At 62.6% G+C, this 15764-nt stretch carries 17 protein-coding genes and 1 riboswitch; of the genes, 15 read left to right on the top strand and 2 right to left on the bottom strand.

All coding sequences use genetic code 11. The features are described 5' to 3' along the window. Window positions 1-336, bottom strand: a complete 336-nt coding sequence (locus QME70_11850) for a ThiF family adenylyltransferase (protein MDI6895270.1) — start codon at window positions 334-336, stop codon at window positions 1-3. A gap of 68 nt (window positions 337-404) precedes the next feature. Beyond that, window positions 405-665 carry a hypothetical protein gene (locus QME70_11845; GenBank protein MDI6895269.1) on the bottom strand — a complete coding sequence of 87 codons (261 nt, stop codon included), beginning with the start codon at window positions 663-665 and terminating at the stop codon, window positions 405-407. A gap of 180 nt (window positions 666-845) precedes the next feature. On the opposite strand from QME70_11845, the gene QME70_11840 reads away from it, so the two are divergent. The 15 genes from QME70_11840 to tdh all read left to right on the top strand — a co-directional run. Further along, on the top strand, window positions 846-1577 hold the full coding sequence (locus QME70_11840) for a GntR family transcriptional regulator (GenBank protein ID MDI6895268.1): 732 nt from the start codon (window positions 846-848) through the stop codon (window positions 1575-1577). 1251 nt (window positions 1578-2828) lie between these two features. Then, on the top strand, window positions 2829-4277 hold the full coding sequence (locus QME70_11835) for a sensor histidine kinase (protein MDI6895267.1): 1449 nt from the start codon (window positions 2829-2831) through the stop codon (window positions 4275-4277). Beyond that, a complete protein-coding gene (locus QME70_11830) occupies window positions 4237-4893 on the top strand; it encodes a response regulator transcription factor (protein ID MDI6895266.1) in 657 nt (218 codons plus the stop codon). Before QME70_11835 ends, QME70_11830 begins: the two co-directional genes overlap by 41 nt. Window positions 4894-5073: 180 nt before the next feature. Continuing rightward, entirely contained in the window at window positions 5074-5556 is a 483-nt protein-coding gene (locus QME70_11825; GenBank protein MDI6895265.1) for a hypothetical protein, read from the top strand. A gap of 1 nt (window position 5557) precedes the next feature. After that, window positions 5558-5887, top strand: a complete 330-nt coding sequence (locus QME70_11820; protein ID MDI6895264.1) for a hypothetical protein — start codon at window positions 5558-5560, stop codon at window positions 5885-5887. A gap of 40 nt (window positions 5888-5927) precedes the next feature. Continuing rightward, window positions 5928-6374 (top strand): hypothetical protein, encoded by a 447-nt coding sequence (locus tag QME70_11815; GenBank protein ID MDI6895263.1) that lies wholly within the window; start codon window positions 5928-5930, stop codon window positions 6372-6374. A 766-nt stretch (window positions 6375-7140) separates the two neighbouring features. Then, window positions 7141-7239: riboswitch (TPP riboswitch) on the top strand. 81 nt (window positions 7240-7320) lie between these two features. Then, on the top strand, window positions 7321-8682 hold the full coding sequence (gene thiC / locus QME70_11810; GenBank protein ID MDI6895262.1) for a phosphomethylpyrimidine synthase ThiC: 1362 nt from the start codon (window positions 7321-7323) through the stop codon (window positions 8680-8682). Window positions 8683-9197: 515 nt separating this feature from the next. Continuing rightward, window positions 9198-10010, top strand: coding sequence for an IclR family transcriptional regulator (locus tag QME70_11805; GenBank protein MDI6895261.1), 813 nt, complete (start codon window positions 9198-9200; stop codon window positions 10008-10010). 92 nt (window positions 10011-10102) lie between these two features. Further along, window positions 10103-11218, top strand: coding sequence for an ABC transporter substrate-binding protein (locus tag QME70_11800; GenBank protein ID MDI6895260.1), 1116 nt, complete (start codon window positions 10103-10105; stop codon window positions 11216-11218). A 76-nt stretch (window positions 11219-11294) separates the two neighbouring features. Next, window positions 11295-12164 carry a branched-chain amino acid ABC transporter permease gene (locus QME70_11795; GenBank protein MDI6895259.1) on the top strand — a complete coding sequence of 290 codons (870 nt, stop codon included), beginning with the start codon at window positions 11295-11297 and terminating at the stop codon, window positions 12162-12164. Window positions 12165-12181: 17 nt separating this feature from the next. Then, on the top strand, window positions 12182-13147 hold the full coding sequence (locus QME70_11790; protein ID MDI6895258.1) for a branched-chain amino acid ABC transporter permease: 966 nt from the start codon (window positions 12182-12184) through the stop codon (window positions 13145-13147). Between the two features lie 5 nt (window positions 13148-13152). Then, entirely contained in the window at window positions 13153-13938 is a 786-nt protein-coding gene (locus tag QME70_11785; protein MDI6895257.1) for an ABC transporter ATP-binding protein, read from the top strand. Continuing rightward, window positions 13931-14635, top strand: a complete 705-nt coding sequence (locus tag QME70_11780) for an ABC transporter ATP-binding protein (GenBank protein ID MDI6895256.1) — start codon at window positions 13931-13933, stop codon at window positions 14633-14635. The genes QME70_11785 and QME70_11780 overlap by 8 nt, the downstream gene beginning before the upstream one ends. 32 nt (window positions 14636-14667) lie before the next feature. Further along, window positions 14668-15528, top strand: coding sequence for a creatininase family protein (locus QME70_11775; GenBank protein ID MDI6895255.1), 861 nt, complete (start codon window positions 14668-14670; stop codon window positions 15526-15528). Window positions 15529-15652: 124 nt separating this feature from the next. Continuing rightward, window positions 15653-15764: L-threonine 3-dehydrogenase (gene tdh / locus QME70_11770; GenBank protein MDI6895254.1), on the top strand; the 112-nt coding region annotated here is incomplete at its 3' end.

Here is a 15764-nt window from a genome sequence, read left to right as displayed (position 1 = left end):
CTACCTTGTCCCCTTTCCGTACTGGTGTTCCTGTCTCCCCAGTAGGAGGTTCAGGGCTTCGGCCGCCTGCCAGGCGGCGAGGAGAGCTGCCGACGGCGCAGGGGCACCGAGGGTGAAGATCCCGCGGCGCTGGTTGACCGGAATCACCTCCACCCCCGGATTAACCTGGCGCAGGCGTTCTCGGGCGGCCAGGGGCTTGGGCAAACCGATGGTGGTCGAGGTGGCTAGCAACTGCCGGTTGAGGTTGGTTTCTTCGAAGCGGTCGCCGTCCACCAGAACAGCCTCACTGGCCGGGCGGGCCCGCGAGCTTATGACGTCGGCCAGTCGCTGAACCAACCCCTTCGTCCCTCCCGAAGGAAGGTTTGGCGTATGGGCAACCCTTTCCTGCCGCCATCCCGTTTGCGTCACTCATGCGGTGCCAGAGCTTTCCTGACCATGTCGACGGTCCAGCGGGCAAGGTGCGTGATGCTCAATTCTTCCATTCCCCGCACGTAGGTCTGCAGTCGGTCACCGATGGGTCTGGTCCAATGCTCGCCAGGGGTGCCCAGGCCCGCCACACCCAGCACGGTCGCGATCTGGGCGGCGTTGCAGTCCACGTCCTGCCCGGCCAGGGCCACGATGCGCATGGTCTCGTCGAAGTCGCCACTGCCGAAGCAGAGGGCCACCACCTCGGCCGCCGCGTTCGGGTGTGCTGCGGAAAGGCGCGGCCGCAGGTGCTAAGCGCCCTACTCGTGAACGTGGATTCTCTTCCGGAAAGCAGGAATCCGGGTATTCGACGTAGAAATGACATACAGCATACAGCACACTGCCGGATTGGGTGATGCCGTTTGGATGTTGTGTCCGGTGTGCGGATAACCAAGGACCCGCCCCTCTATCAAAAGGCCTACTGCGCAATTAAGGAGGAGATCGCGAAGGGCCGCCTGAAGCCCGGGCAACGTCTGACTGACAAGGGGTTGGCGGATTACCTGGGCATCAGTCGTACCCCCGTCAGGGAGGCGGTGAAACTCTTAGTCAAGGAAGGTTTGCTCGTATCCGAACCGGAGAAGGGGCTTTGGGTTTTTGCCCCCAGCCCCGATGACCTTGCCCGCATCTACGCGCTTAGGGCCGAACTGGAGGGGCTTGCTGCTGCCTTAACGGCCTGGAACGATGATCGCGGGCTGATAATCGGCCAAATGGAGGTAATCGTTGCGGAGGCTGGGAAGGCGGCCGGGCAATCGCAAGTGGATAGACTTGTTGAACTTAATTCGGAATTCCACGACTGCATGCTGGCCGGGAGCCAGAACGAGTACCTGCGTGACTTGTTAGGCCCCGTGCGGCTGAAGGCGATGGCGTACCGCTACGTTTCCTATCAGAACCCGGTGCACGTCGAGGTATCCATCAGGGAGCATCGAGAGATCATTTCGTTATTGCGGAGGGGTGATCCCCGGCAGTGTCAGGATGCCGTGAGGGGGCACGTGTATGCTGCCGGCCACCGGCTCCTGAAGGTGCTCGGCGTGGACGAGGCCATGGCGACTGAGCCAGCAGTTAGGTTGTGTTCGCTCCACGATCGTGGGGGTAGGTCACCGTGGTCCGCCTGACCATGCCGTATGGCGAAGGGTCTCTGTCGATGGAGGCCGGCCCTGAAGATTTGATCGGCCTCGCCGAACCTCGGGAGCCCCTCGTCGCCGCCGCAGATCAAGAGGGAGAAATCAGTCGAGCGGTAAGCTGCCCGATTGGCTGTCCGCGACTGTGCGACATGGTCAAGAGGGGGCAGAGGGTCGCAGTGGCGATCAGCGACTACAGTCGCCATACGCCAACGAAGTTGATTTTGCCAGTTGTGCTTGAAGAGCTCGGTGCCGCGGGGATCCGGGATGAAGATGTTACGGTGGTGGTGGCGACGGGGTTGCACCGGCCGACCCGGCGTGACGAGCTAGAACACATGCTGGGCCCCGCATTGCTGTCCAGACTGAGAGTGCTGAACCACGACCCGGATATGCATGAGGGGTTGGTCCGACTGGGCGTTACATCGAGGGGCACTCCGGTTGTTTTGGACTGGCCTCGTCCGCCATTGGAAAGCACGCCGAGGGCGTGCATGAATTGTGTGTAGTCCTCGAAGACGTTGAGGACGTGCGAAAGATCACTCAACTGTTGCAGCCCGCAGTGTGAAGCGGTTGCACTTGTTTAGGTGGACGCAGTGGCGTGTCTCGCACAAATCGTAACTTGGAGGCAGGGGGAGGCCGCAGCATGGGTCGCGGATGCGAGGTCAGGGTCGAGGGCGGGAAGATTGTGGTCCCCGATCGTCCTGTTATCCGTTACATTCGGGCGGATGGGATCGGTCCTGACATCTGGAGGGCCAACGAGGTAGGATATCGCGGCTTGACGTCCTCCTAGCCGGCGTAGTTCTGCTCCAAGTCGCAGAGAAGTCTTACTAAGACTGGACCGAGCGGATTTCCGGCTATACGGCACCCTGGGATCTGACCCGGGAGACAATGGGGGTCATGCCGATCGCGGGAGACCGTCCTGTACGTAGGCCTCCTGGATGGACCCTGGCCATGCGGCGGGCCTGAAATCGAAGGAACTGCTCGTAAGAGTCGGGGGGACAGCGGCGCAGCGCCCGGGCCTCGCCCAGGTGGGTGAGGCGGAAACTGGTCGGGATGAGGAGGGCGAGGTCTAGAACTATCGCCCGCATAGGGCGCAAATACCCGCATGAAACTAAGTTATGCCTGGCACCCCCCACAGCAGGTGTCCCCCTGGACGCCGGGCAGGGCCTTGCCCCCGGGACCTGCGACACTACGCTATAATGTAGTAGTGGAGTAGTTCGGATTGGAGACTGGTCGGGGGCGGGTGCTGTGACGCAGGTTACCGTCGAACTGTACTCGTTTTTCAGGCTTCACTTCGCGGCGCTGTACTTCGCCTATGGTCTGATGTTCTTTCTCATGGGGTTTGCGGTCCTTCTGGAGGAACGCTCCTTCCATCACAGCACCTTCCGGCTGGCCCACAGCCTGAGGCTCCTGGGGGTCTTCGGGATACTGCACGGGTTGGCGGAGTGGGGATTCGTATTCATCCCCCTGCACGCCGAGTACGCTTCCTCGATTACGGTGATCGGGCTTCGTGTTCTCGACCTTTGCCTCGTCGCCACATCTTACCTGTTCCTGTTCATGTTCGGGTCTCGTCTCCTGGCCTCTTCGTCGCCCAGGGCGCGTCTTTTGCAGTGGATTCCGCTGCCCGTTTTTGCCGTTTGGTTTATCAATTTCTTACTGTTCAGGCTCCTCACCGATTCAGGCACGGAGTGGTGGCTTCAGACCAGCGAGACGTGGGCACGCTATCTGCTGGGCTTGCCCGGGGCCGTGCTCAGCTCCGCCGGCCTGGTAGCGCAGCGCCGGGAGGTGGGAATGCTAAACATCCCGCGGATTACCGGAAACCTGGTGCGGGCGGCCGTGGTGTTTGCCATTTACGCATTCTCCGGCGGCCTGGTAGTGCCGCCCGCCCCCTTTCCTCCGGCGTCCCTCATCAACACAGAATCCTTCTTCGCCGCCACCGGTGTTCCCATACAAGTGTTCCGGGCGCTGTGCGGGTTGGCGATGGCGTTCTTCGTTATCAGGACTCTGGAAATCTTCGATGTTGAAGTGCGGCGTAGGCTGGATGAAGCAGAGAGGAGACAGGCCGTCTATCAGGAACGCGAGAGGATTGGCCGTGACCTGCACGATGGGGTTATCCAGTCCATATATGCCATCGGACTCAGCCTGGAAAACTGCGCCTATCTCGTGGACGAATCTAGCGAGCGGGCCAAGGCCGAGCTCAGCCGTATCATGGAAAGGATGAACGGGCTGATAAGGGACATAAGGAGCTACATCCTTGACCTTGGGCCGCCCACCGCTGATCTCGGGGAGTTGGTGTGCCGTCAGCTGGACACCTTGACCGCTTCTGCCATTCAAGGGGAGCTTCACATCCGGGGTGCCCTCCCCCAGCTTTCTCCGGCGCAGGTACGCCACATCTCCCAGGTCACCCAAGAAGCTTTGAACAATGTTCTCAAACATTCACGCGCGACGAGGGTGGAGATAGAAGTGGGGGTGCGATCCGGTGCCTTGACAGTGCTGGTTAGAGACAACGGTTCTGGGTTTGCGGTTTCGGATGGCTCCATGGGATACGGGTTGCAAAACATGAGGGAGCGGGCACGCATTCTGGGGGGGGAGCTCACCATCCGTTCACGGCACGGTTTTGGAACCGAGGTATTCCTGGAGGTCCCTCTCGAGGCGGGTGAAACGGGTGAACCGGATCAGGCTCCTGATCGTGGATGACCACGAGGTGGTCCGGGTTGGTTTGCGCGCGGTCCTGGAACGGCAACCCCACTTCGAAGTAGTGGGGGAGGCGAGCACGGCCGCGGAGGCGGTGGCGAAAGCCAGCTCGCTCAAGCCAGACGTGGTGATAATGGACATTCGCATGACCGGGGGCAACGGGGTCGAGGCTTGCCGGGAAATCCGGGAAGAGAATCCGGCGGTACGCGTGATTATGCTCACGTCGTATTCGGATGACGAAGCTCTCTTCGGTTCCATCATGGCGGGTGCCTCGGGGTACGTGCTCAAGCAGGTGGGAACGAGCGATCTGGTGGCCGCGGTCGAGGCGGTGGCCCGAGGTGAGTCTCTGCTCGACCCCTCTGTGACGACCAGGGTCCTGGAGCGGCTTAAGGACTTGTCTTGGCAGGCCGGGGCCGAAGCAAAATTGAACGAGCACGAGCTGCGCATTCTCAAACTCCTGGGCGAAGGGAAGACAAACAGGGAGATCGCGGCGACGTTATACCTCAGCGAGAAGACAGTGCGCAACTACGTGAGTTCTATTCTGTCCAAACTGAACCTCAGCAACCGTACCCAGGCAGCCTGCTATGCGGTGAAGCGCGGCATGGTCGGGAAGACATGAACGGCCGGGTCCGTCTTTCCCTGTGCAACGGAGTTGACACCACGGGCGAGCGGAGCCTCGGTTGTTACGGTTGTCCGTGACAAATGTCCCTTACGGGTCAGGACGGTTGACACCTGTCAGCAGGCGTGCAATTGCAGCATAGTTGATGTGGAAGTCCATCGCCTGCCAAGGAGGGGTAACATGATCTCTGCTCTCATAGGCCAGGGATTCTGGCACAGTTTAGCGGCCTGGCACGGTCTCTTCGCCTTCGTCTTGCTCGTAGCATTTGTCTGGTCCTTCGAGGCTATCCTCAACCTGAACCCGGTATCGCTCCGCCGGTTGAAGATCGGCACTCTGCTAATGCCGATCGTTTCGTTTCTCACCATATTCCTGGGAACCTGGTTATACATCGGTTACCGCTCACCCGATAACGCCCGTGCGTGGTTGCTCGAAAACGCTCCGCTGGTGCACAAGTTCGGCATGGAATTCAAGGAGTTCATCGCTCTCTTCTCCCTTCCCCTGGCTGTGGTCGCCGCCTACATCGTTTGGACCTTCGGCGAGGACCTCATCGAGCACCCCCGGGCGCGGAACGCAGTGTTTGTGTGCGTGCTGCTTGCGTTCCTTTGCACCATGACGGCGTTTGGGCTGGGCGCGCTCATCACCAAGACAAAGGCGGTGGGGTAGAATGACCAGCAATGGTTCCCGGAAAGAAAATCTGACCGCGGCGGCCCTCGTAGCTGCCGGCATCGCCGTGGCGGCTTTGGGTGCGGTCCACTTGTTGTCCGAGCTGAACAAGGGAGTGGGTCAGCTGCTCCAGCTGCACGCGGGCATCGGGCCTTATTCGGGCAAGCTCCTGGTTTCCGGCCTGGCGTGGCTGGTGAGCTGGCTCATCGCGGGTCTTGTCGTGCAGCGGCGGTCCGTTGACCTGAGAAGGGCCCTGTACTTGACGGTGGGACTCGTCGTCTTCGGGGTGATTCTAGTATATCCTCCGTTTATCTGGTTACTGGAGCGTTGAGGCCCTGAGCGCGTTAGTCCCCCTGCAACAGCCTCGGCCGGTGGATGAATCGCACCTGTCGAGGCAGATCCTCTATGACGAAAAGGACTGCCACCAGATGCTTCCCGGGGCCGTGGCTGCCGCACAAGGCATCCCCTGGATGCACGGCGCGTGCGCGGGCAGCGTGGGGATGAGCTTCACCGTGCTGCCGGGCCTGGGTCCATGCTTCTGCTGTTTCGTGCCCCGGTCTCCCGCACCGGGGGAACTCCTGACCTGCGACACGGCCGGGCTCATGGGTCCGGCTGCCTCGACGGTGGCTGCTCTGGAAGTGGCCCAGGCCTTGCGCGTGCTTCTCGGCAAAGCCGACGATGCGGTGACCGGGCTGGTGCTCCCTGGCCCCACCAGCGGCTGGGGACGAAGGACGAAGCCCCGGTCAAGTGTTGCGCGGGGGATCGCGGCGGCACCCGATCAGGGGGCTGGAGAAGTGTGCGACCCCGTCTTTCAGTAGCTGGACCCCCGCCTGCCTCCAAAAGACAGGACGAAGGAATGTCGGGCCCAAACGGGGGACCCAGCGAGAAGTGATAGGGGGGTCGGGGGCAAACGTGGCGGGGAGCCATCCAAGGCTACGGGCGGGGCTGCACGGATTTGAGAAGCTGAGAGGGAGCGAGCGAGCGCGAGCAACCGGTCGAAAAGACCGAGATAGGGGTGGTGCGGCGTGACGGAGATGGTCAGGGTGTCGTGTGAGGCGGCGGTGACGGCAGAGGCCAAGTACGGGCGCCTGAAGAGCATTCTGTCCAGCATTTCCGGTGCCGTGGTGGCGTTTTCCGGCGGAGTCGACAGCACCTTTCGGAGGAGAAGACTTCGACGCGTGTCTGGTAGATTTCCTGTGCCGTCGTTTTGCGGACCGCCACGGGGTGGACCTGCGCCAGGACCGGCGCGCCCTCGCCCGCAGGACGCGAGCGGCGGAAGAGGCCAAAATCAGGCTCTCCACGCGTCCCTTCACCCGGGTCAGTGGACCCTTCATCGCCGAGCGGAACGGTCAGCCTCTGAACCTGGATGAAGAGATTTCGCGTGGCGGCATGCCGCGAGGGGGGCGGTCGTCAAGGAAGATGACTGCGAAGGTGCGCTGAGCGCGCGTGCCATGCCATCCTGGATTGCCTGCACAGGCCCGGCATCAAGCCAGCCGGTGCTCTTGCCCCCTGAAGCCGAGCACGGGAAGCCGAGAAAGTTCCCCGCGGGGGACGAAGTGTGCTATGATCAGGTCGGAAAAGAACAAAGGCCACTAGGGGTGCCTCGGGCTGAGAGAGGGCTTGCCCTCAACCCTGGAACCTGATCTGGGTAATGCCAGCGGAGGGAAGTGGCGGACCTCGTCGGGCCGCTCTTTCCGGGGCGGCCCTGGGTGGTTCGAGACCCTCAGGCCTGCTGGGTCCCGGTGGCCAGGGGAGCGATGCGCCATGACGCAACTGGAGATGGCCAGGCAGGGCATGATTTCCCCGGCGATGATCCGGGTAGCGGAAGAAGAGGGCCTTTCCCCCGAGCAGGTGAGGGGGGCGGTGGCGGCGGGCACGACCGTCATCCCGGCGAACCCGGATCATGGTGCCCTCCTCCCCCGCGGCATAGGAGCGGAGCTGCGCACCAAGGTGAACGCCAACCTGGGAGTGTCCACGGAGTTTCCCAACCTGGAGCGCGAAGAGGCGAAGCTTCAGGCGGCCCTCGAGGCCGGGGCCGATGCCCTCATGGACTTGAGCACGGGCGACCCTGAGGTGGTGGCCCGTTGTCGGCGTCTGGTGCTGGAGGCGTCCCCGGTGCCGGTGGGTACGGTACCTGTCTACGAAGCGGCGGTCCGGGCGCAGGCACGGCACGGCTCCATCGTACAGATGGATGCCGGGGAGCTGTGGGAAGTGATCGAGGAGCATGCCGCCTCGGGGGTCGACTTCGTGACCGTGCACTGCGGGGTCACGCGGTACGCGCTCGACCGCCTGCGCCGTGAGGGTCGGATCACGGATGTGGTCAGCCGGGGTGGGGCGCTGCTCATCGGCTGGATGCTGCATCACGGCCAGGAGAATCCCCTGTACGAGCGCTTCGACCGCCTGCTGGAGATTGCCCGTCGCCACGACGTCACCCTGAGTCTGGGCGACGGGATGCGGCCGGGCTGTTTGGCGGATGCCACCGATCGCGCGCAAACTGAAGAACTGCTCACCCTGGGTGAACTGGTGGACGAGGCCCGGCGGGCAGGCGTACAGGTGATGGTGGAGGGGCCTGGTCACGTCCCCCTGCCCCAGATCGAGGCCAACGTCAGGCTGCAGAAGCGCCTGTGCCACGGCGCTCCCTTCTACGTGCTGGGCCCCCTGGTCACCGACGTGGCGCCCGGTTGGGACCACGTGACCGCGGCCATCGGAGGTGCGCTGGCCGGGGCCGCCGGAGCGGACTTCATCTGCTACGTCACCCCCGCGGAGCACCTGGGCCTGCCGGACCCTGAGGAAGTCAGGGAAGGGGTGGTGGCGGCTCGCATCGCCGCCCACGCCGCCGATCTGGCCAAGGGAATCGCCTCGGCCTGGGAGTGGGACCGGGAGATGGCACGGGCTCGCAAGGCCCTGGACTGGGCCAGACAGCTGGAACTGGCCATCGACCCCCAGCGGGCCCGGTCGCTGTGGGAGCGGAAGAACCCCGGGGTAGCGGCCGATTGCAGGGTCGAATGCTCCATGTGCGGGCCATACTGTGCCATGCGCCTGGTAAGCGAATTCCTGGAGGACTCAGGTATTTTGCGCCAAGCAGGGACTGAGCAGGAAGGCGGGCGAACTTGCCGCTCTCGTTGAGCTAGCCCCGGACCGCTTCCGGCTGTCTGGGGGTGGCTGAAGTGGCCCGGCGGGCGCTGCAGCCGGTGCTGTAGTACACCGGTGCCACCAGCGGGTCGTGGTGCTGTTAGGAAGCGCGTAGCCCTTGCGCGCGGCGCCGTCAGCAGCACCTGACGGTCTCTGGCACCCACCGCAGCCGCCGCACCGAGCCCCGCCTGTTTGTGGCGGTGGTCCTCAGGCTCTCACCCCGGAGGAGATGAGGCGCCCGCCGTCGGACACCCGGACTCATACCGTGCACAGAGCCTGTCCCAATTCCCCGGTCACGCTCCAGCACCAGCGCCTGACCCGCCCAGCCTTTCATGGTGGTACGCCATTCGTCGTCCAGGCCCATTTCCTCGGCAATGGTGAGGCTAATGAAGGCAATGCGCTGGTGGTGGCGCCCCATCCCCCTTGCGGAAAAGCTGAGGCAAAGGGAGAGAGCCCAAGGAGGAGAACGCGGGGGCGGCGTCGAATAACAAGTTCAGGTGGTGGACAGATTGTCCGCAACGCGAACAAGGAAGCCTTCAATGGTCGACAAGTCCCTGGCCCTCATAGACGTATTGGGCCGCTCGCAAAAACCCTTGGGAGTTGCGGAAATTGCGGAGTTGTTGGGTGTTGCGAGGACGAGCATCTACAGACTTATCGCGCCCCTAGATGAGCGGGGTTACGTCAGAAAGGTTGAGGGTGCACGGTACAGCCTGTCCTTGAAGTTTATTGAGCTGGCGGAGATCGTGCGGGAGGGGCTGGAACTGCGCCGCATCGCGTACCCGGTGATGGAGAGGTTGCGAGATCGTACGGAACTGGCGGTGCACCTGGTTGTGAGGGACGGGGATCAGGCTGTTTACGTGGAGAAGGTGGAGTCAAACCGTCCGGTGCGGCTTTATACCAGGGTTGGGAGGCGTGTACCGCTGCACGTGGCCGCGTGCCCCCGGCTACTCCTCGCTTACTGTACGGATGAAGAGGTCGCTGCGTACCTGCGTTGCGCCAGCTTGGTCAAGTTCACGCCGAATACTGTGGCTGACGTTGACCAGATCTGGCGGTTAATCCGGGAGGTCCGGCGCACCGGGTTCAGCACGGGTTACGGGGAACTTGAGCCCGAGACCGCCGCAGTGGCGGTTCCGGTAAGGGACCACACGAGGGAGGTGGTGGCAGCCCTTAGCCTTGCTGGCCCCGAATGGCATTTCCGTAACGAAGATCTGAGTGAGCTCGTGAAGTGCTCGCGGGAGGCGGCGGCGGAGATTTCTGCGGAGATGGGATTCCGGGCTAGGCCCAACTCGAATGAGGGTGGGGTTTGGGCCCAAAGCCACTAAGGCCGCGGGTAGCATCCATTACCAGGAGGCGGTGAACGGTGGTTAGATCTCGTATCGTGAGGCGGGTTGCGTTGCTCCTGATGGTAGGCGTCGTGTCAGCAGGGATGGTTGGAGTGGCCGGATGTGCGAAGGGCGGCAGCGAGAAAACTTTGCGGATTGGGGTCGTGGGTCCTGAATCCGGTGGTTCCGCCCAGCTCGGGCAGGCGCAGCGCAAGGCTGTGCAGATGGCAGTCGATGAAATCAACACCTCAAGCGGACCGGGGGCCTGGAAGCTAGAGGCGTTCTTTGAGGACGATGAGGGCAACCCCACGAAGTCGGCAAATGCTACCACGAAGCTGATTCAGCAGTCGAAGTGCGACGTGATTATCGGCGCTATCAACAGCTCGTGCACTCTGGCAGACATGGTGGTTACCCAGCGGGCGGGAGTACCTCAAATTACAGCCGGCTCTACGGGTGCTGCGATTACCGAGCAGGCTAGTCCCTGGATTTTCCGCACTGCGGTGAACGACGAGTTCCAGGCTCGCGCCGTGGTGGAATACGCGGTCAGGACTCTCGGGTTGAAGAAGGCTGCGACGCTCACCGCTGCGGACGATTACGGTCAGAGCGGAGCCAAGTTGCTGGCCAGAGCAGCGGGCGAGTTGGGCCTGCAATTGGTGTCCACGTCAACGTATAACAACGGGGACAAGGACTTCAAGCCCCAAATCATTGCGGCAAAGGACGGTGGTGCCGAGGCGATATTTCTGTGGGGCCTGTATACTGAGGCTGCCCTTGTAGCGCGCCAGGCCAGGCAACTGGGCTTCACCGGTCAGCTGTTTGGGGCGTCGGGAATGGCTGCTGCCAAGCTCATGGAACTGGGCGGAGAAGCAGTGGAAGGCATGATCCTCACCCAGTCCTTCCTTCCGGACGCCGACGACGCGAGGGTGCGTGACTTTGTGACCAAGTGGCGGCAGAAGTATGGTGATAACCCTATCCCCCATGCCGCCCAGGCCTACGACACGGTTTACGTTATCGCCGATGCCGTCAAGAGGGCAAACAGCACTGAACCGAAAGCTCTCAGAGACGCCATTGCCGCAACTGCTGGCCTGTCCGGGGTCACGGGGAATGCGCGGTTCAACACAAAGGGCGATGATGTCGGGAAGCGGGTTCTGATAACTGCCATCAAGGGGGGCAAGTTCGTGCTGGTTCGACCGGTCGCAATCAGCCCGTAGCCCTCAGAGTATTGCTATGCCGGTCTCCAGGGGTTAGGCCCTGGAGACCGGCTATGGCAGGGAGGCCGCATTTGGCATGCAGTACGTATTGAATGGCTTGCCGATGGGGGCAATTTACGCACTGGTGGCACTCGGCTACAGCCTGATCTACGCAGCGGCTGGCGTCCTCAACTGGGCTCAGGGTGACATGGTTATGCTGGGTGCCTACCTGGGGTTTACCCTGTACCAGGTGGTAAGAGTCAACTTCCCGGTCGCGATGCTCCTCGCCATGGGCGGTATTGCCCTTGTGGGTGTCCTGATCGAGCGCGGGGTGCTGAGGCCGCTTCGAAGGCGGAATTCCCCGCCCATCAATGTGGTGATAGCGACCCTGGGTGTGGCGATTATCTGCCGGAATGCTGCGCTTGCCATCTGGGGTCCCGATGCCCAGCCCTTTCCACCACCTCTCGGTTCGCGGACGGTGGAGGTGGGGGGCTTGAGGCTCGTGCCGCAGGACATGCTCATCGTGGCACTCGGGGTGCTTATCATGCTGATGCTTCAGTACTTCCTGCGGTACACGAGAGAGGGTAAGGCCCTGCGAGCGGTGGCGCAGGACCGCATGGCGGCGAGCCTGATGGGTGTGCATGCTGAGCGGTCCGATGCAGTGGCGTTTGCGGCCAGCGCGGCTCTTGGTGCTGCTGCGGGAGCTCTGGTTGCTCCCCTGTTCTTCGTGACCTTCAGCATGGGTGCGGCTATCGGGTTGAAGGGGTTTGTCGCCGCCGTGGTCGGCGGGCTGGGAAACATCCCCGGAGCGATAGCAGGCGGTTTTGCACTGGGTGTAATCGAGGCCGCAGCCAGCGGGCTTATCAGTTCGGGTTATCGGGACGCGATTGCCTTTGCGGTGTTGATCCTGATCCTTTGGTTGAAGCCTTCGGGACTGCTGTCGCGGGAAGCGCGCCAGAAGGTGTGAGGCTGGTGGTGGGTAGCGTGAAGCGTGCGTGGCTGTTGCGGCTGGCAATTGCTGTGTTCCTGGCTGCGGTACCCTGGCTGGTCACCAGCCCGTACCACATGCATATTATCAATCTGGTTGGGCTCTACACGCTTATAACACTGGGGTTGAACATCTTGTCCGGGTATACCGGACAGGTGTCCATGGGCCAGGCGGGATTCATGGCAGTGGGGGCCTACACCTGTGCTCTCCTGATGTTAAGACTCAACATGCCTTTCTGGCCCTCTGTTCTGGCGGGAGTGTTGCTGGCGGTTGTCTGTGGCCTCGCATTTGGCATCCCGGCCATGAAGCTGCGCGGGCCGTACCTGGTGATGGCCACGGTAGGTTTCGGGGAGATCGTGAGGTTGGTGCTCGTCAACTGGGTCCCGGTGACACGGGGAGCTGCGGGGCTGACTGGCATTCCTGTGCCGGCGTTTGTGGGCCTGCGGGTAAGCGACGAGCGAAGGTTTTTCTACCTGGTTGTGGCCTTGGTGGCCGTGGGCGTGGCTGCAGCTCTCCGCCTGTCCGCCTCGAAAATCGGTAGAGCGCTGGTGGCCATCAGGGAGGACGATGTGGCCGCCGAAGCCATGGGAGTCCCGGTGAACGTGTACAAGGTGGCTGCCTTTGCCATCAGTGCAGCGTACGCGGGTCTGGCCGGGGCGATGTACGGTCCCTTCACCAGCGTGGCCAGCCCCGATAGCTTCACGTTCGATGATTCGGTTGGGTACCTTTGCATGTCGGTAGTGGGCGGGAACAGGGGGGTGTGGGGGGCCCTGGTGGGAGCCTTCGCGCTTACCGTACTGTCCGAGTTGTTGCGTCCCTTCCAGAGCTACCGTCTCATCATTTACGGCCTCATCCTCATCTGCACTGTCGTTTTCCTGCCCCAGGGCGTCACCGGCCTCGTTATGGGCTTGATTCGCCGGTGGAGGCGGGGTTCTCGTGGGGTCAGGGGTGAGAGGGAGTGAGCCAGGTGGCGGGTGATGACCGCATCCTCGAGGTAGACGGGATCTCCAAGAGATTCGGGGGGTTACAAGCGCTTGAAGGCGTGGATATGTGGGTCAAGCGCGGTACCGTTCACGGCATCATTGGCCCGAATGGTGCCGGCAAGACGACCCTTTTCAATGTGATTACGGGCATGACGAGACCCGATCGAGGCAGGATCTGCTTCGAGGGCAGGTCACTTCCGCCCATGAGCCCCCACCAACTGGTGCCGCTGGGTATGTCCAGAACTTTTCAGAACATCCGGCTGTTCCGGGATATGACGGTCGAGGAGAACGTGCTTGTGGCTCAGCATTCCCGAACCCCGACATATGTCCTCTCCGTGTTGCTGGGGACATCTGCAGCGAGACTGGTCGAGGCAGAGGCGCGGCGGAAAGCCAGGGAAGCACTGGCCTTCGTGGGCCTGGAGGCGAAGGCTGGTGAACTGGCCCGTCACCTGCCTTACGGCCAGCAGCGCCTGGTTGAGCTGGCTCGAGCCCTGGCGGCCGATTCGAGGCTGCTACTGCTGGATGAGCCGGGGGCCGGTATGAATCCTGGCGAGAAACTGAACCTTCTGGGGCTTGTGGGGCAATTGCGAGGCCGCGGCTACACCGTAGTGTTGATCGAGCACGACATGAAGCTGGTCATGCACTTATGCGATTCGATCACCGTGCTCGATCACGGCAGGAAGATTGCGGAGGGACCCCCTGCAACCGTCCGCAATCACCCGGATGTGATCCGTGCCTACCTGGGGAAGGGGGCCGGTTCGGTTGCTTGAACTGGTGGACGTGGCGGCCGGATACGGGGAGACGGAGGTGCTGCACGGTGTTTCGTTGACCGTGAAAGGAGGTACCATCACCGCACTTATCGGGGCCAATGGCGCGGGGAAGACCACGATGCTGAGGTGCGTCTCGGGCGTCTTGCGCCCCTGGCGGGGTGGCATCACGTGGCAGGGTAGGAGCTTGGTGGGGTTGCGCCCCGACCAGGTGGTACGCCATGGGGTGGCTATGGTACCGGAGGGAAGGCGCGTTTTCCCGCAGATGAGCGTTGCGGAAAACCTGGAGATGGGTGCCTACGCGCGCCGCGATCGGGTGGCAATGCACAGAGATCTCGACTGGGTTCTGGGGCTGTTTCCGGTGCTGAAAGAGAGGTGGAGGCAAGCGGCTGGAACGCTCTCAGGGGGAGAGCAGCAAATGCTGGCCATAGCTCGGGCGCTTATGTCGGCACCAGACTTGCTTCTCATGGATGAGCCCTCAATGGGCCTGGCCCCCCTCCTCGTGGAAGGGTTGTTCCGCATTATCGTGAGGATTCGGGAGGAGGGCAAGTCGGTACTCCTGGTGGAGCAGAATGCGGCGATGGCCTTGAGCATAGCTGATTTTGCCTATGTTCTGGAAAGTGGATCTGTAGCTGTGTCAGGTGCTGGAAACGATCTTCTGTCGGATCCCGAGCTCGAGCGTGCATACCTGGGGATTTGACGGGAGAGTCCGCCAAGAAAGGAGCAGGAAGGGTGCAGCAGGAGTCGGGGTATGTTCTTAGCACGGTCAGGCTTGAGGAGCTACGGTGGCCCGAGGTCCGGCAGTACCTGGCGCACAAGGACATCGTCGTTGTGCCCGCGGGGGCGGTGGAGCAGCACGGTTTCCATCTGCCCCTGGGAACAGATGCCATGGTGGCCATACAGCTCGCCCTGGATGCAGGTCGCGACGTAGGCGTCGTGGTAGCTCCCCCGGTATGGTACGGCTGGTCCCCTCACCACATGGCATATCCCGGGACGGTGAGCTTGCAACCGGACACGCTGATATCGGTGGTGAACGACGTCTGTTTGAGCCTCGTTCAGCACGGGTTCAGGAAGATTGTCATCGTGAACGGCCACCGGCAAGCAAATCTGGCGCCGCTCCAGATTGCTGCAGCAGCGGTTCGCCAGCGGACGGGGGCATACGTGGCCATAGTGGACCCTTTTCTCATCGGAGAACTGGCGGCTCGGCGGCTGCGGCGATCGGCACCAGGGGGAATTGGACACGCTGACGAGCTGGAGACGGCGACTATGATGGTTATACGACCCGACTTGGTCGACCGGGCGAGCTTGGTTAGGAACGTGCCACCAGCATCACCCTTCCACCAAGGTGACCCCTATGTTGAGGCCGACCGGGTCGTGGTGCCGCCCACCGTGGAGGAGTTCCGGCGGCGTGGCGGCGAGACGGGCGTGGTGGGGGATGCGACAACGGCCGATGAGGTCATGGGCCGTGAGTACTACCGTGCCCTCCTGGACAACCTGGTTGCATTCATCAGGGGGCTTGAGACCGACGCTGGGCGGGCTGATAGCGCGGGCGATGGGCAGGGATCGTGCTGCGCGAGAAGCAGGCGAGGGTAACGGAATCCGGCTGCTCGAGTTCCCGTGACGGTAATGCGCCCGCCGAGCGAGCGGGCAGCAATCCGGCTGCGGGCGGCTCCTTGAGTGGGCTGCGGGGAGGGGACGAGGTGGGGGGTATGGGCAGATGAAAGCGGTGCTCAAGGCGGCACCGGGCCCCGGCGCCGAGCTGTGCCAGGTGGACGTGCCCCGGCCGGGTCCGGGCGAGGTACTGGTGAAGGTGAAGGCTGCCTCTATTT

The organism is Bacillota bacterium (assembly GCA_030019365.1).
Classification (GTDB): domain Bacteria; phylum Bacillota; class Sulfobacillia; order JACIYH01; family JACIYH01; genus JACIYH01.
The sequence above is the reverse complement of the archived record's forward strand: the minus strand, read 5'-3'. Positions and strand labels throughout refer to the sequence as shown.

What these genes read in the sequence shown, in the direction of transcription:
- QME70_11825 (MDI6895265.1), top strand. Translation starts at nt 5,074, where the DNA reads ATGATCTCTGCTCTCATAGGCCAGGGATTCTGGCACAGTTTAGCGGCC.
- QME70_11820 (MDI6895264.1), top strand. Translation starts at nt 5,558, where the DNA reads ATGACCAGCAATGGTTCCCGGAAAGAAAATCTGACCGCGGCGGCCCTC.
- thiC (MDI6895262.1), top strand. Translation starts at nt 7,321, where the DNA reads ATGACGCAACTGGAGATGGCCAGGCAGGGCATGATTTCCCCGGCGATG.
- QME70_11795 (MDI6895259.1), top strand. Translation starts at nt 11,295, where the DNA reads ATGCAGTACGTATTGAATGGCTTGCCGATGGGGGCAATTTACGCACTG.